Below are 16,786 nucleotides of genomic sequence, written 5' to 3' on the forward strand. Positions count from 1 at the left end.
TGATATCTTTCTTGTTATGAAAAACAAGAAGCACTTATTCTTTATTGATCCAATCGAAAAACTTGTCACAAAGAAAGACTCTACAATCTTAATTGCCTTAACGATGCAAGAAAGAGGTGAGGATGTTTACGTTCTTTTTGAAAAGGACTTCTTTGTTCAAAATGCTAACGGTATTCAGTTCGACTGCTACCGAATTAGTGGAAAGATTAATGAAAACTTCTATGTTGAAGGCTTCAAAGTAGATGAATCTTCAGAAGTTGTTTCGGTTGATTCAAATACGACGATTCACATGAGAATCGATCCTCCATATGACTCGCGCTACCAGCGCTATCTTTGGATGCTTAATTTCCTTACTGATATGTATGGTGTTCAAGTTTTAAATAACCCATTAGGGATTATGAAGCACAATGAAAAGCTTGCGGCCTACACTAGAGAGTTAAGTCTCGACAGTTATGTGGGAACTTCTTTGTCGGGAGCAAAGAAATTTGTTTCGATACTTGAGGCCCGAGGCGTTCAGGAATTGATTTTAAAGCCTTTAGATCTCTATCAGGGTATTGGTGTTCAAAAAGTGAGCTTAAACGAATTTGAGGGGCATTTTAAGGCCAAATGCGATGAGTTTAAAGGTCCTGTTGTTGTACAAGAATTTGATAACTCAGTTGTTGAAGGTGAAATTCGTACAATTTTCTACCAAGCTAAGGAGTTGGGAACAATTCTTAAGGTTCCTAAAGAAGGAGAGTTCCTTGCCAATATTGCTCAAGGAGCAAAGTACTCAGCAGTAGAATTAGACGCTCAGGTAAAGGCGGAATGTCAGCATATTTGCGAAAAGCTTATGGCCGATGGTGTTGATTTAATTGCATTTGATATTTTAGGTGGAAGAATTTCTGAAGTAAATGTGACGTGTCCAGGCTTAATGGTGGAGGTTTCTTCTGCTATGAAAAGAAACCTCGCACTCGATCTGTTTAAATAATTACATTCTTGGAGCTGACGCTGGAAAGTCCTTTGTCGAGTCAGTTGAAAACTGAAGATCAAAGGCGACACAGTCATTTGGCCATACCGATGCCATTGGACAATAACCATTTGTTACGGCATCACTTTGGCTATAGCCTTGGTTTAAATAGTATTGGCAAGACCAATCCCACTGAACATCAAGAATGTCCACAATCATTGGCCCGTAAGTTGTCGGTAGTGTTGAGCCAGAAAATTCCTTAACTTTTGAAACTTCTTCATTTGTAATATCACCAAAAGTTACAGTTCTTGTTAAGTTACAAGGCTGTCCTTCGGCCCTAAGACAAAGCTTAATTCTTAGTTTCTTATATTGTTGTGGATTATAGTGACATTTAACGCCGTAATCGTCGTAAGTTCCTTGAGAAGGAGCAGTTCTTGGACGGACGCGAATATTAAAACGAGAGTCTGTGTAGAGCATTGCTTGACCTGTTCCAAGTGATGTTGAGGACCATCTTACATTGGAGCCAGAAGAAACACGTGAGTTTCCGTGCAGGATAATACTTCCAACGGTATAGAAGTTTTGAGTTTGGCCACCATCGGCATCACCCTCTTCGTTACCGCTACCGTAACCATCACCTGGATCAGTTTGCTCATTATTGCCATTATCACCGCTGTCATCACTGCCATCACCCCAGTCCCAGCCTCCGCCGTTACCGTTTCCAGAGTTATTGTTATCCCAACCATTTCCATTAGAGTTACTAAAATTAGCTCTAGAGTTAGTCGGCTGAGTACAGCTCGTTAATGTCATGAGTACTAAAGTTCCCAATAATATAAATTTTCTCATGTAATCCTCGTTCTTACATTTCCTCACTATTTTATCGGTAATCTATTGAATATACTTTAATCTTCACTTAAGTGTTTAAAATCTCAGTAGCATTTTTTCTAAAGCTTGCTAAAATTATGTTGTGTTAGTTAAAAAAGAACTTATTCGAAAATTAGTGGATGAATTTTATCAAGTTGCCAATTACTTGATTCAAGATCAGTTGCAGGCGATGCAACTTATTATTGATGTGGCAACAGGCTTCGTTGCCCAAGATAGTCAGACTCTCTATAAGATTGATAATGAATACTTTGAGCGTCAATTCTTATTAAAGTTAATATCGTTGGCCAAGCAAAGAAGTGAGCAAATTCTAAATAATAGAAGTGGTAACTTGAATACAGTTGAACAAAGGGCGTGTCTTTACCTTTTTGAGTTTAAAGGTGAAGCCGTTGATGATATCTCAGAGATCCTAAAGATTTCACAACAGCAAGTCTTATCTTATATCGATCAACTACCGCATAAGAGCATTAATCTAAATGAGAGCTTTGATGGAAGAACAATTAATTAATAATAATCTGAAAAAATGTTTCTTTTCAAAGCAGATGACCTATTTAGAAAGTCGTGACTTTGTAAAAAATGAACAACATATTTCTCAATGCCTAGATTGTCGCCAAAAAATACTGGAGTATGAGCTTAAAAAGCAAGAGCTCATAAACGAATTTAATTCGTATCAGGCCAACACTGAAGTTGAAGAGATTCTTTTGCGTGAGCTCGATGAGTTAATCCCCGAGTTAGAAGAGGATCAGATAAAGGGGAGTCCGATTATAAGAAAGCGTCAGTACAATCTGAGCTTGAAGGACTTCTTTATCTTCATTACTTTTGGAATTCCACGAAAATTACAATTGATCATTGTGGCCACGCTAATCTTAGCGGCGTGTATTTACTGAGAGAGTGAAGATTGCATAGTACTTACCATCTTCGTCTTTTAGATCTTTGACAATATTAGGGATTTTATTCATATTTCCGAGAGCTTTCTCAAAAATTTTGTGTATATCATCGTCTTCAGACGATTTTAGAATCTTTACAATTTCTGCATTCCCTTCTTCGTCATAGCGAACAACGGCCCTGAGCTCTTGAGCTGAAGCAGAGCGCAGGCTTTCTTGGACATAAGGCCTTTCGTTAACTCGGTTTCTTACTGAGATTTGAACAGAGTTGATATATTGAATGGCAACACGCTTATAGAAAGCATAGAATACTTTTTCAAATTCATTGAGCTTGTCTGGGCTAATCCCTTTTGGAGGAAGAAAACTAACTGTGGCCTCTTGAACGTGAGATAACTCGTTAGTCCAATTTGCATCTTTAAAGCTTTCCTTAGAAATTCTTTTTTGAAGAATCTGATTTTTTTGTAAAGATTCTTTCTTGGCCGCTTTGATGATTCTTTGTTCTTCTTTCTTTGATAGGGCAGATGAGCGGCTTTTTACCTCTTGATCCACGCGCTTAATTTCTTTTTCGCTATAGGACGGTTTACCAAAAGCGAGTTGACCAAATAGGTTTTGATTATCCTGGGCCTTATCAAGTCCAATCTTTCTAACTTCAATTTGCTTAAACTTAAGTTTTATCGGCTCTTCTTGTGCCAGTTTTTTAGATTCGCCGGCATCGAATACTAGACTTAGTATTAATGCATGCAAAACGAGGGAAAATAGGATTGTTATATAGTTGATCATTTTTCTCCGGCCGGATTTTCCTATAAAAATTGTACCATTTTACTTGGTTAGGGACAAAGGAATCTCATTTAAACTGGTAAAATTTGTCTACTCTTTATTCTAGCGCAATGAGTAGGTAGAATTAAAGTGTGCTAGTTGGTGCAATAGTAAATGAATTACGTAATTTTAAGGACTTATGGATGAGTAAACCAGTTCAATACAAATTTTCAAAGGTGAGATTAGGAATATTAGGTCTATCTTCTGTCTCAATTTTAGTCATTGCTTATATGTTAAGTGGTGTATCAAGTAGTTATAAACTGGTTTCAACAATTCAAAATGGAATTCAAATTTGTAGCACACGAGTTCAGCAGACCTACACGGCCGCAGTAGCAGGAGATATGAATTCTACATATCTTGATAGTAACTTTACGGCCCAAACTGGAGAGTGTTTCGCACAAGTCTCAGACCTAATGACTGAGTATGGAAAATTCTCGTCAGCTATCGTTAAAAAATTTAATACAGTTAGCTCTAATGTTCACTGGTTTCATGAGAGTTTAAGAAGTACAGGGAAGGGGTTCTCTGTTACTGATAAAAACTTCTCTAGTAATGTTGATGAAAAATTCTCTCAATTTGAAGATGCTGCTGATGCGGGTTCAATTCTTATCGAGAATCACTTTGAAACAATTTCTAATTCACTTTCAAATATTAAAATTTCACTTGCTCTTGTCGCAGGAGTTTTCTTATTTACTTTTGCATGGGAATTAATCTTTAAGAAAATTGTTATGCAAAGAAGAAAAGATCTTGAGGATGAAGCCTTAAGTTTACTTATGCTTAACCAAGAAGAGAACTTCGATGAGATCGAAAGTGTTATTATTAATGCTCTAGAGCTTAATGAAATGAAGCATTGTTCAAGACTTTACTCAGCACAAAAACAAAATTTCAAAAAAGAGAAGAGAAAGGCAACGATCTCTTCTAATGAAAATAAAACTTTTGGAATGGTTCTTTCTGACGATGATCAAGATGCAAAGCAAGTTGCAGATCAAATTTGGTCTATGAGTGAATCAAATGAAAGTGGTGATAATGAAACAAATGTACCAATGGTACAAAGTTGTGAAATATCATCTGTAAATCGTTTCATCGCTTGTAAGGTACAAGATCAGTACAAAGAGCAGGGAATCGAATTTAAAATTGATACTAATGAAAAAGAAATCATTGGTGAGAGAGAAACAATTGAGCAGATTCAATATAATATTCTTTTAGATGCAGCTAAGAACTCAATCAATGCAGAGGAAGATAAGAGGACAATTGAAGTTCAAGGTAAGACTCTTGGAGCAATTTACTATCTAAGTATTTCATCATATGGAGAGAGTAAAAACTCAACTGAGCTTGAAACATCTGTACAAATAGTAAGAGAGCTTCTGAAAGATATTTCAGGACGTCTCGAGCTTGCAAATCTTTATAACGACGATTTACAACCAGTTGGGCGTAAGTACAAGTTAATCTTTAAGACAAAAGATGTTGTTACTGCTACTTCTGCCGCTAAAGCAGAGAGTGTTGAGCAGGGAGCTGAGGAGTTTACGGAAGCTAAGGAAGATACTTCTAAGAAAGTTACTCGCATTGAAAAGGGTACTAAGCGCGAAATTATGCAAAGACTAATGTAATTAGAACTCGCGTTTTTTAAGCTTTTTAATTTCTACTAAATTTCCAATTTCATTTAACAGGCTTTGATAGTTTTCATTTGAGTAATCATCTGATGCTACAAGCCTGTATACATCTTTATACTCAATTCTATTTGCTGCAAAGAAGTAGTCGAAGATAATGTCGGCCAGCATATGGGATACTTTTCGTGAGGCCTTATGAAGCTGGTAGAGGTTTAATCCCTTAAGCTCTTCATTTACATTGACCCTTTTATTACAAAGCTTTAAACATGCCTTAAAGACCATCTTATCTGTCTTCTTTACCTGTTTATTGTGACGGGCCATGTATTGAAAGTCTTTATACATATTACATTTTCGATACGGATTAAAGAGTTTAGAACAAAAATACGCGCTTATATAATTATGAACGAGATAGACAAATAAATTTGTACGATCTATTTTGTTAAAGAAGCCCACAATTTCCTTTTCTGGAATCTTTAACTTTGACTGGTGAATATGAATTCCTGCTAAGTAAGAAATTCGATTTATGGAATAACTTGAGCAGTAGTAGGCTTTCTTACATGGAAGCTTAAACGTTTTTCCATGTTCAAGTAGCTTATTATAAAAGCCAATGGCCTTCTTTGACTTAAGTTTACTAATTGTATTCTTTACTCTCTTTAGGCTTTGTTGATCGAAGATCCTAAAGTCCTCAACCTCTCCAATTGGAATATCAAGATTTAGAGTATTATTGATTTCGTGACAGAAGTAAGCAAAGTTATCAAAGATATTATCTGAGAACTTAAGCGTTCCAGTTTCAATAATATACTCGTGAATATCAAATTCGGGATCATCGGCCAAGTGCTCATACCAGTAAATTTGAGACTCATACTTAAGCCAAGGAGGTGAGTTTACAAGAACGAACTCTCGCATATTATACTTAACAATTTGGTCTGATCTAAGTTTATTAGTTTCAACTAGCTTCCAGTACACCTCATCAGTGTTTTGATGAATTATCGTTTGAACGACACCTTTATTGGCAAAATCAAAAACTTTTTGAGGGAGCTTGTTAGGAACGATGTGTAGCTCACCAAAGAGAATCAGTAACTTCTGCTCAGGGTTTTCCCTATGATAAGTTGCAATTTTTTTTGCGGCCTTCTTGTCTCTTTGCTCAAGGTTACCTTTGGTATTAAGAGCAAGAATTGAAATATTATGATCCTTAGCAAGGTCAAAGAAAATCTTGTAAAAAGTCCAAGGAAAACGCCATGAGTTTTTGTAGTTAATTGACTCTAAGAACTCAAGCTCAGTAATTGCACCTTTTAGGTAAGAATCAATATAGAATTGATGATTGATATGAATGAACTCCACACCAATAGCAAATTGATAATCACTTTTTGCTAGAATGCGAATGATACGCTCGAGATTTCTCGTACTCTGATCAAAAGTGTGAAAGTCTCCAAGGTAGATAATATCAGAGGAATCAATTGATTCGTATAATTGACTTACACTCGACTTTTGAAACTCGCGGCGAGCGTAGCGCTGTTGATCTTGCCGATATTTCTTTAGTAGAGGCGTGGGCTCTCCTTCAAGAGAGTTGGCCTTATTTTTAAAATAGCGGTAGATACTCCGGTGAGTCTCATCGACTTTCAATTGCATAAGTCTATGATATCACTAATTATTTATTTGACCAATAATGATATTATTTAGGGTGTTATTTATAAGAGCAAATGTCTCATTTACGTTTTGAGCAACTTGATCCTGCTCAGCAAGTAATGAGTTCAGCTCGATAGCTGCAGGTACTTCAAGTGACTGAATAATTGTTGAGATAGGTGTTCCAACGGCACTTGTAAGAATGAACTGAATGAATTGTAGAAGTTGAAGTTCCCCGTGTAGGTTAAGAACTTCAGTATCATTAGAAATTAGTCTAAGCTTCGTTGTGTGTTCAGACTTTTCAAAGATTGCACTTGTTAGTGGAAGGTGAATGTCACTTCTTTCACTAATAAGAGTTTCAAGATAAATATCTTGGTTGTTTGGATAAATTGGAGTCTTTGGTAGAGCGACAATTTTTCCAATTAGTGCATTTGAAGAGTAATCGTACTTCATCTGAACCTTTCCACTATTTACCTGATCACGGTAATTTCCAATGATAATTTTCAGGTGAGAAAGGATACAGCTTGTGTGCCAAGGCCAGCGCTTAGCAAGTAGATTGATTGTATCAACCTTAGATGCAAGTTTCTGTGTATATACTGAAAAATCTGTCTTCAGAATATCTTCTTTTGAAAGAGTGATATCTTGTAGAGATTCAATATGATGAGTTGGTAAGAATTCCGTCTTCTCTAGGAATTTTGGAATTAACATGGCATTTAGTTTTGCCTTAGTCTTCTTAAGTCCACCATTGAAAGTAAGTTGAGTAATTTGTTTACCAATTGTTGTCTTAAAGAACTCTCTAAATAGGTTGATATTTAGATTTGAAATCTTAGGAAGAAGTCCAAAGTATTGGAAGTAAGCATTACCATACTCCTCAATTTTCGCTTTCAGAGAATCAATTGTTGTTAGCTCAAGTTTAATATCATTTTCGTTCGTGAAATCGACAATTAGAAGATATGGGTAGCGCTCTTGTGGGTTTAAGTTAAAACCTAAAAGATCATAATTCTCATCTTCACGATAATTTGAAAGAGACTCCACACTGAAGAACTGGTCAAAAGGAATACAACTCTTAGTTAAGTTCTTAAAGTATTGTGGGTGAGTGATTTTATCGCTTTCGCTATTATTACTTAGAAGCTTTCCGTTTAAGATAGCATCCTGGTGGAATTCAAATGATAGTCCACACTTTGTCTCATTTGAGAAAAGTGGAGCGTCAATGGCCTTCTTGTTTGCGAATAATTTATCAATTTCTTCAACGAAGAAATCAAACTTAGAGAAGTGAGTTAGGTCACCATTCATATTCACAGATAGGCATGACTCTTTTAGAAGAGTCGAGTTTACATCCGGGTTACCGAAGATATCTAATTTATTTTCAACAACGCGTTTTGAGAAGATGTAGAAGTAGCGAGGGATTTCCCCCTTGCCCTTAAGTCCTTCTAGATTAAAACGCATTAGTAGCTTGTATTGCTTAAATAGTGCTTCGTTCTTTGCTGCGTGAGAAGGAACGAAGAGCTTCTGGTTAGAGAAGACGTACATATAACCACTATTAGAAAGATGCTCCCCATTTTGCATAATATTTGTAATGAGGTAGTGGTGTGGGTTCTTCTTAGGAATATTAACTAAGTTAACAAGTATTCTATCGTAGATACTTTGTTGAACCTCTGTTGCATCGAGTAGCGCAAATTGTCCACTAGCTGTGATTCTTGATTTATTCGACTTCTGTTTAAAGAGCGAAACGATTAAAGAAATTGGATCCTTATTCTGTCTTGGAGCAAGGTAGACTAAGAAAGTCATGAATTGAATTTCTTGGAATATCTTTAAGTATTGCCCGTTAACATAGTTGTCGCCTCTAAACTCTGGACAGATAATTTCTTGCCAAGCTTCTGTCGAGTTATTCTCCTGAGCAATCCAGTGAGAGATTGTCAGAGAGTTGAGGAAGTTCCCTGTAAATAGTGTACTTAGGCACTGTGGTTGTGCATTGAAATTAAAGTATCCACCATGATTTTCAATCCACTTTGGAAAATTAATTAAGAGATTATTAATCATTAGACCAGAGTTACGATTACTAAAAGCATGAGAGTACTTATCTGTTTCATTATGAAATAGAACAACTGATAGCTCGTTTGGAATTTCATGATTTAAAACTTTAAAGAACTCAATCGGGTTAAGGTCTTTAAGGATAGAGCTAAGCTCTAGAATACTATCACCAAAGTTCTCATTTGGCCTAAACCAGCTGTATTCATTAGTTCCGAGAGCACGGCTCGATAATTCACGTGAGCTTGATACTTTAAAGATCTTACTTAGTGTTGAGTTTGGATTTAGAATCTCATTCTTAGTAAGAGTCTTTGAATAGAAAGAGCTCAATTGAGTTAGAAAGCGAACCTTTAAGATATAGACGCTAATAGAACGAAGGCAGTAAACTTTTAAAAAGTCCTGGATGCACTCGTAACTTGGGCCGTTCTTGTCATCAAGTTGTGCCCAAAATTGATTAAAGTCGCTAACTCCCTCAGGGTGAATCCCATTGTGAGTCGTATATTCAATAAATTCTTGAAAAAGAGATTGTTTAAGACTGCGGTTGCGGTTTTTGAAAGACTTTACTTGTGTCTTTGCTTCAGTAAAAAGTTCAAATACGATCTTTTTAAACTTCATACTTCCTTTAGTTAGTAAGCTTTCACCACGCCATTTAGGAATGATGTGATCACTAACAAGGAATTCTCCGCTTTGGACTGATGGAACAGGAGTGGGTCCGCCTGCAGATGCTGCATGCTCTTGTACCTCAAGGCTTTCTGCCTCGGCACTAGGTCCAGGAATATTGTTAATCAGCCAGTTCTTAGCTGAAAACGATGAATCTTTCACTTCGCCTGTTGTTCCATATAATAATCAGACAATCCTCAAAACTTTAAGATGGTTAACATTCTAAACTATGTAAGGAAAGTCGTGTGTTGCGTCTTTAAATTGGTAGTAAAATATAACGATGGGCATTCATATTGTCATGCTTAAAAATAGAAATTCTCGACTTGGCCTATCTAAGTCATTGATTTTTCAGTGATGTTTATTTCTTAAAGTTTCTGTCATCTGTGTCGAAAAGCACAAGTGATATTGGATCAATAGACGGAGTTTATATGGTTGGAAATAAACCACAAGATGCAGCAGCAAAAAGTGTAGAAACTGGATTTTCTGAAAATGAATTAGATGACATCATGGCAGAGTTCGCAAGCCTCGATAAGGAATTAACGGGACAGCTTGATCAAGGGCCGGTTGCTGAAACAGAAGAAGAAGCACCTGTAGCCGAAACACCTGTGATGGAAGCTGTTGAAGAGGCCGTTGCGGAAGTAAACCCTCTTGATGCTTTGGAAGCGGAAGCAAATCCTTTAGACGAGATGGTGGCAGAAGCAAACCCTCTTGATACTCTGGAAGCTGAAGCAAACCCTCTTGATGAGATGGTAGCAGAGGTAAATCCTTTAGATGAGATGGTTTCAGAGGCCGAACCTGTTGCTGAGGTCGAAGAAGGACCAGCGCAAATCGTTGCTCAAGAAGATATTGAAGAAGTTGTTGCTGGGGATTCTACTCCAAGTCTAGAAGAAGCGTTCTCTGAAGGCTTTGATGATGCGGAAATGGATGCCATTATGAAGGATCTTGAAGAAATTGATGCGGCGTCGACTGCGACGACTCTAGAGATGGAAGAAACTCCAGAAACAACAATGATAAAAGATGAAGACAATGAAAACGTACTTGTGATAAATCAAGCGCCTAAAGAAACTCCTGCTCCAACTTTTACACATGTTGCACCAACAAGTGCTGACAGTGGGGAAGTTGCCTTTAGTGCAGCAGGTAATATGAATTTTAATGTAAACTTGACGATCGCTGGATCACAAGCAACATTAAGTGTGGTCGATGGCCGCTTTACACTAACAATGAATGGTGTGGACGTCTCAATCACAGAAGAAGGCTTTAAGGCCTGTATTGAAGGTGGAGCTAATTTTAATATTCCACTTCCGTCGGCCGATGAAGCGAAGAAAGTCGCTTAACATTGTAATAAAGATTAAAAGGTTTTAAATGGCCATAAATATACTTGGTGGGCATGCTAGAGGGCATGCCCTTTTTGTTCCCCCAGAATCTATTACTCGTCCAACGAGTGTAATGCTTCGTCGAAAATTCTTTGATGCTCATCAGGACTTAACAAATTGTCTCTTTGTTGATTTATTTGCGGGGAGTGGAGCAATGGGGTTTGAAGCCTTATCAAGAGGTGCAAAGAAAGTCGTATTAGTTGATGACCATCCAAAAGTTCTTAATGTCTTAAAAAAGAATAAGGCGCAAATTTCCAAGAAAGTAGATACCGTTGAGTTGTCGATAATTAAGCAAAAGGCACAAGCATACTTAAAAACAAGTTTGTCTTACTTAGAGTCTACTTCAGACGAATTTGATGAAAGTTATATTTTTATTGATCCGCCATACGAATTAAAAGATGTCTACTTAGAATGTCTCAAATTACTTAAAGAATCTTCATTTTCTGGAGAGGTTTGGATCGAGTCAGATCGCCAAAAAGGAATTCTTGAAGCCGATTTAAAAAAACATTCTCTTACATTCTCAAAAGTCTATAAGCAAGGTACGAGTTATATTGCAAAAATTGCATTGTAATCCGGTGTCGTATAAAATTGATTTAAATTTATAAGAGGAATTAGGTACTCAATGAAAAGAGCAATTTATCCAGGAACGTTTGATCCTTTCACAAATGGTCACAAAGATATCTTAATGAGGTCATTAACTGTCTTTGATGAAGTCATTATTCTTGTTGCCCACAATCGAAATAAGAAACCTCTTTTCACTGCTGAAGAACGCGTTGAAATGTTAAATGAAACATTTAAAGACGAGCCTCGTATTAGAGCAGATAAGTGGGAAGGCCTAATTGTAGATTATGCCAAAGCAAATGATATTAGCTCGATCATTAGAGGCTTAAGACCAACTGGCGACTTTGAGGCGGAATTTCAAATGGCCTCGATGAATAAGAGACTATATCCAGAAATCGAAACTGTTTTCTTTATTACAGAAAGAGACAATTACTATGTTTCAAGCTCACTAGTAAAAGAGATTCACAAGCATGGAAAAGTCATTAAGGAATTCGTTCCAGACACAATTTATAATTGGATTTCTAAAAAAGGGAAGATCTAATGAATGTTTCTAAACGTTCTCAAGAAATTAATGAAAGTATTACTTTGAAACTTAATGCTAAGGCCGTTGCCATGGCACAAGAGGGGAAGAAAGTTTATAACCTAACAGCAGGTCAACTTCCTTATCGTCCGCCAAGAGAGCTCGTCGAGTCAATTAGGGGAGAGTTAGACTTTCTTAAAAGCTTTCAGTATAGCCCCGTTGCAGGTGATAGCGAGTTATTAGAAAAGATTATTGACTACGTTGAAACTTCTCGTGGGATTAGTTTTGATGAGTTTGATCATAACTTTAAAGCAGTCGTTGGAAACGGTGGGAAGCATGTACTTGCCAATATCTTTGCCAGTATTGTTGATCCAGGTGATGAAGTTATTGTCTTTGCACCATATTGGATTTCTTATCCGCAAATGATTTCTCTTAACGGGGGAGTTCTTAAGGAAGTTAAAGCCTCAGTCTTTAATGCATTTGAACCTGACCTTGAAGAATTAAAAGAGTTAATTAGTGATAAGACGAAAGCCATTGTTTTAAATAGTCCTAATAATCCTTCTGGGATTTTCTATAATGAAAAGTGGATGAAACAATTTGCTGAGATTGTGAAGCCTTTTGAAAATGCCTTTATTATCTCAGATGAAATTTACTACGAATTAAACTACTACGATCCAAAGCCAACATATTTCTATCAATATGACCGCGAGCTCTTATCGCGTACAATTATTGTTGATGGGATTTCAAAAAGCTTAGCAGCAACAGGGTTAAGACTTGGCTACTGTATTGCTCATGAGGATGTTATTGATGCGATTAAGAAGATTCAGGGGCATACAGCTTCGGGTTCTTGTTCACTTATTCAACGTGCTCTTCTTCGCTATAATATGAATCATGTTGATGAATATTTAACTCCAGTAAAAAAACATCTTCGTGAAAATGCTCAAATTCTAAGAGAAGTTCTTAGAGAATATAAATTGGAGAAATGTTGGTATCAGGTAACATCGGCGTTCTACTTCCTCTTTGATTTCTCAAGTGCCCCAATCATTAACAAGTTCAAAACATCAGATACTGACCAGTCTGATTACTCAGTTGAGATTTGTGAGCAAGTACTTGAGCAAAAAGGTGTGGCGATGGTGCCAAGTGGAGACTTTGGACTACCAAATTGTGCAAGAATTTCTCTAGTTCTGCCAAAAGAAGATTTTAGAGACGCCATTGTGAGCTTAGCTGAGTACTTAACTCAAGAATAGGCTATAAAGATTGGTATCTGATTCCCACTATTAATTAAAGGCTAAGTTAAGAGATAATTAAGCTGTGAATAAGCTAATTGTTTTCAGTATTTATCTCTTAACATCTCTTACTATCTTCACCTCATGTGGTGCAGACGAAGAAATCGAGTTAGAAAGAAGTTATCTTTCTGTCGAAGATTATTTGTCGTCAGGAGACTGTGATAAGGCCTTATCGAAGATGCTTTCGATGAAAGAGCAAAGTGGAGATGCCACTTACTATAAGCTTCTTGCTTCATCTTATGCATGTAAAGCAGGCTTTTCAGTTACCGAATTCTTCTTAAATGAAATTACAAAAATTACAACAGGCGCTGATCTTCTAAGCTCAATGTCAACTTTTACCATGGCCCAGGCCATGACTGATATTGATGATCTTTCGTACTACTACCTTGGCGAGGCCATTGAAGTTCTTACATACTCTGGAGGAATGGGACCTGCAACTAAGGATCCATCGGCCGCTCTTCGTGAAGCGACGTTTGGAAGTTACGGAGCTGCAGATATAAACTCATTTCTAATGTATATGCTCTTTGTTCGAAACGGAATGAGTATGGCCTTTTTTGGTAACTCTGATGCCTTAGGTTCAAAGGGAGCAGGGGCGATTGGAACAAATGAGTGTCTCTTTGCTTATTCTTATTTTGGTGATGTTGATCTCGATGCTTATATTCAAGCAGGTGGCGTTACTGGTGCATGTGATGATGGTGCGGATACTGGAAGCATAGACTTAACTAATGGTGACTCTAGTCTTCATTTAGAGCGCGCCTGTGCAATGGTAACAGACTTTAATAATCTTTTAGATGTTCTTGAAAATATCTCTCTTGGGGATATTACAGATGTTGATCTTTCGACATTCTTAGCTGATATCAGTGCTGTGAGACAAGATTTTGTTGATAATGTGATTACGCCTAAAGGCTTTTCTAATAGTCTTGTGACAGTAAAAAATCAAACTCAATGTGTAACTGATTTTACGGGAAGTGAACTTCAAATTGCTTACTATATGGCCGCATTATTTGAAACACTTCATTCAAGGTAGGTAATGAGGAACTCGCTAAAGCTTCTATTCATTACTCTTTTGACCATTCATACAATGGCCTTTGAAAAGTTTTTTCTTGGAGAGAGTCCTCGAGCAAAACTAATGGGGAATGCATGGATGGGACTTGCCAATCAGGACTCATTTACTATTTTCTATAATCCAGCGAGCCTTGGGGCCAATTACGACATCGACTTATCGCCAGTTAATTTCACATTTGCAGGGCCAAATGCTATTGATGATATGGATCGTTTTACTAATCTGCCAAGTGATGCAGCAGGGATTGCAAATCAGCTAATGGGATTTCCTCTTTATCTAGAAGCATCAAATTTTTCAACAATTAAGGCCCATCACTTCTCATTTTCTTATTTTACAAAAAATCGCGCTAATATAGTTTTAAAAAATCGCGTTAACCCTGCCTTTAATGTCGATTACTCATATGATCGTGGCTTCATTACTGGTTTCGCTTTTAATCTAATTGGTGGAGATCGAAATAAGCAGAAAAAGAAGATTATGACAGGCCAGCGCCTTTCTGTTGGTTATTCATTCAAGTATTTAACGAGAGAGGGGACACGTGATAAGTTTGATATTTTTTCAACGAATATCATCACGAAAATTGAAAACGGCCTTGGTTCTATCGATGAAATAAAAAGTACATTTGGATTCTCAAAAGGTTCTGGTTCAGGACATGATATTGGAATTGAATATGCTAATGGCTGGGGAAATACTGAATTTGTTGCATCCATGGCAATATTAGATATTGGTGATACTTATTTTAAAAAGACTGAAGGTGATGGAGAAGTGCCTCGTATCGCTATGGCCGTAAATACAGGATTTGCGGTAAAGCAAGACTGGAAGGTTTTTGATTACTCTCTCGCATTAGATGTTAAGCCAATTAATCAAGGTCTTGAATTTGGCCGTATGATTCACTTTGGGGCCCAATTGAATATTCCTTTCTTTGGCTTCTTTGCTGGCCTTGGGGAAGGTTATCTTAACTATGGTGCCGAGATTCGTCTGTGGCCTGTTACGATTACTGCCGGATTTAACAATGTTGAAATTGGTTCTAACTATCAAGAGACAAAAGGTGATCGCCTTTTCATCTTTATTTCTTTATTTGATACATCCATGGATATTTTTTAGGCTTTTGATTGAGTTTCATGACGCATAAAGGTGAACGGCCCTTTTTCTTTGACATCCCTTTTTACCATAACTTAAAATTTAATTAAGAGAGGATTCCTCCCATAATCTTAATGTCATGGAGGGCATTTTGACACGTAAAACCTTTGTTCTCGATACTAACGTATTACTATTTGATCCTAATGCTATTAACAAATTTGGTCCTAACGACGTCTTTATTCCACTAGTTGTTGTGGAAGAAGTAGACCGTTTTAAGAAAGATCAGAATGAGAATGGTCGTAACGCTCGTTACTTCTCAAGAATTATCGATGACCTTCGCAAGAAGGGATCACTAATGGATGGTGTAGAGCTAGACAATGGTGGAACTCTAATTATCTCTGTTGATAAGACAATTGAAAATCAACACGACACAATTGATTTAACAATTAATGATAATTTAATTCTTGCTTCTGCAATTTTTCTAAAAGAGCAGGGTGAAGATGTTGTTCTAATTACTAAGGACATTAACTTAAGAATTAAATCTGATATCTTAGGCATCAATGCAGAAGATTACGGAATGAAAGATATTAAACTTGAGGAGATTTACTCAGGTTACCGTTTTCTTCCACTGCCAAAAGATAAACTTGAAGAGTATGAAAAGAATCGCTTCCTTCAACTTGAGAATTGGGAAGAGCTTGAAATTTTTCCAAATGAATACTTAGTTGTTCACGAAGAAGGAAATGATAGAAGAAGACTTTTAGGACGCTTTTCAAAAAGTAAATTAGGAATCGTTCCTCTAATCCCAATGAGAGAAGGGGTTTGGGGGATCTATCCAAAGAATATGGAACAACAATTTGCACTTGATGCTCTTCTTAATGATGATATCAAATTAGTGTCTCTTGTTGGTAAGGCCGGTACTGGTAAGACTCTTCTTGCAATTGCCGCAGGTCTTGAGATGACAATTAATCAAGAAAAGTATTCAAGACTTCTTGTCTCTCGCCCGATTCAGCCAATGGGTAAAGACCTTGGTTATCTTCCTGGAGATGTTAACGATAAACTAGGTCCTTGGATGCAACCAATCTTTGATAATATGGATTTCCTATTTGATCAAAGAAGAGCGGGAACAAGTTCTTCATATGTTGATCTAATGGATCACGGACTTCTCCACATTGAACCACTAACGTATATTCGTGGTCGTTCAATTCCTGGTCAGTACCTAATCGTTGATGAGGCACAAAACCTTTCTCCACACGAAGTTAAAACAATTGTAACTCGTGCCGGTGAGGGAACAAAAATCATCCTAACAGGTGACCCTCAACAGATCGATAGTCCGTACCTTGATGAAATCAACAACGGGTTAAGTTATGTTGTTGAAAGATTAAAAACTGAAGAGATCATCTCTCATACGAAGTTAACTGTTGGTGAGCGTTCGGCGCTTTCTGAAACAGCTTCAAAATTACTTTAAT

At 37.0% G+C, this 16,786-nt stretch carries 15 protein-coding genes; 11 read left to right on the plus strand and 4 right to left on the minus strand.

Translation table 11 applies throughout. The annotated features are described in order from the left end of the window. Positions 1-16: 16 nt before the first annotated feature. Positions 17-967, plus strand: coding sequence for a hypothetical protein (locus ACRXC1_RS03395; RefSeq protein ID WP_433656502.1), 951 nt, complete (start codon positions 17-19; stop codon positions 965-967). Here ACRXC1_RS03395 and ACRXC1_RS03400 read toward each other — a convergent pair whose 3' ends face one another. Next, positions 968-1,789: a hypothetical protein gene (locus tag ACRXC1_RS03400; protein ID WP_433656504.1), complete on the minus strand. Its 822-nt coding sequence runs from the start codon at positions 1,787-1,789 to the stop codon at positions 968-970. A gap of 121 nt (positions 1,790-1,910) precedes the next feature. Here ACRXC1_RS03400 and ACRXC1_RS03405 point away from each other — a divergent pair, with 121 nt between their 5' ends. Then, entirely contained in the window at positions 1,911-2,333 is a 423-nt protein-coding gene (locus ACRXC1_RS03405) for a hypothetical protein (RefSeq protein ID WP_433656506.1), read from the plus strand. Beyond that, complete coding sequence (locus tag ACRXC1_RS03410; RefSeq protein ID WP_433656508.1) at positions 2,314-2,712, plus strand: hypothetical protein; 399 nt, start codon at positions 2,314-2,316, stop codon at positions 2,710-2,712. The genes ACRXC1_RS03405 and ACRXC1_RS03410 overlap by 20 nt, the downstream gene beginning before the upstream one ends. Here the strand turns inward: ACRXC1_RS03410 and ACRXC1_RS03415 are convergent. Beyond that, complete coding sequence (locus tag ACRXC1_RS03415; RefSeq protein ID WP_433656510.1) at positions 2,692-3,489, minus strand: hypothetical protein; 798 nt, start codon at positions 3,487-3,489, stop codon at positions 2,692-2,694. The genes ACRXC1_RS03410 and ACRXC1_RS03415 overlap by 21 nt on opposite strands. Positions 3,490-3,668: 179 nt before the next feature. On the opposite strand from ACRXC1_RS03415, the gene ACRXC1_RS03420 reads away from it, so the two are divergent. Then, positions 3,669-5,129: a hypothetical protein gene (locus ACRXC1_RS03420; RefSeq protein ID WP_392911319.1), complete on the plus strand. Its 1,461-nt coding sequence runs from the start codon at positions 3,669-3,671 to the stop codon at positions 5,127-5,129. Here the strand turns inward: ACRXC1_RS03420 and ACRXC1_RS03425 are convergent, their stop codons facing one another. Both ACRXC1_RS03425 and ACRXC1_RS03430 read right to left on the minus strand, forming a co-directional pair. After that, positions 5,130-6,758: a ChaN family lipoprotein gene (locus ACRXC1_RS03425; RefSeq protein WP_433656512.1), complete on the minus strand. Its 1,629-nt coding sequence runs from the start codon at positions 6,756-6,758 to the stop codon at positions 5,130-5,132. It lies immediately after the preceding gene. Between the two features lie 15 nt (positions 6,759-6,773). Continuing rightward, entirely contained in the window at positions 6,774-9,602 is a 2,829-nt protein-coding gene (locus tag ACRXC1_RS03430; protein WP_433656514.1) for a hypothetical protein, read from the minus strand. Between the two features lie 266 nt (positions 9,603-9,868). Between ACRXC1_RS03430 and ACRXC1_RS03435 the strand changes: the two genes are divergently transcribed. From ACRXC1_RS03435 to ACRXC1_RS03465, 7 genes are all read left to right on the plus strand, one after another. Then, a complete protein-coding gene (locus tag ACRXC1_RS03435) occupies positions 9,869-10,774 on the plus strand; it encodes a hypothetical protein (RefSeq protein ID WP_433656516.1) in 906 nt (301 codons plus the stop codon). 28 nt (positions 10,775-10,802) lie between these two features. Further along, positions 10,803-11,384: an RsmD family RNA methyltransferase gene (locus tag ACRXC1_RS03440; protein WP_433656518.1), complete on the plus strand. Its 582-nt coding sequence runs from the start codon at positions 10,803-10,805 to the stop codon at positions 11,382-11,384. Between the two features lie 51 nt (positions 11,385-11,435). Further along, the gene (coaD, locus tag ACRXC1_RS03445; RefSeq protein WP_392911328.1) at positions 11,436-11,915 is read left to right on the plus strand and encodes a pantetheine-phosphate adenylyltransferase; all 480 of its coding nucleotides are present in this window, start codon (positions 11,436-11,438) and stop codon (positions 11,913-11,915) included. Continuing rightward, entirely contained in the window at positions 11,915-13,141 is a 1,227-nt protein-coding gene (locus ACRXC1_RS03450; RefSeq protein ID WP_433656520.1) for a pyridoxal phosphate-dependent aminotransferase, read from the plus strand. Before coaD ends, ACRXC1_RS03450 begins: the two co-directional genes overlap by 1 nt. A 64-nt stretch (positions 13,142-13,205) precedes the next feature. Then, positions 13,206-14,207, plus strand: a complete 1,002-nt coding sequence (locus ACRXC1_RS03455) for a hypothetical protein (protein ID WP_392911332.1) — start codon at positions 13,206-13,208, stop codon at positions 14,205-14,207. A 3-nt stretch (positions 14,208-14,210) separates the two neighbouring features. Then, on the plus strand, positions 14,211-15,344 hold the full coding sequence (locus ACRXC1_RS03460; protein WP_392911334.1) for a hypothetical protein: 1,134 nt from the start codon (positions 14,211-14,213) through the stop codon (positions 15,342-15,344). A 115-nt stretch (positions 15,345-15,459) separates the two neighbouring features. Further along, positions 15,460-16,785 (plus strand): PhoH family protein, encoded by a 1,326-nt coding sequence (locus ACRXC1_RS03465; protein ID WP_392856989.1) that lies wholly within the window; start codon positions 15,460-15,462, stop codon positions 16,783-16,785. Position 16,786 lies beyond the last annotated feature (1 nt).

The organism is Halobacteriovorax sp. GFR8 (assembly GCF_050955245.1).
GTDB lineage: Bacteria > Bdellovibrionota > Bacteriovoracia > Bacteriovoracales > Bacteriovoracaceae > Halobacteriovorax_A.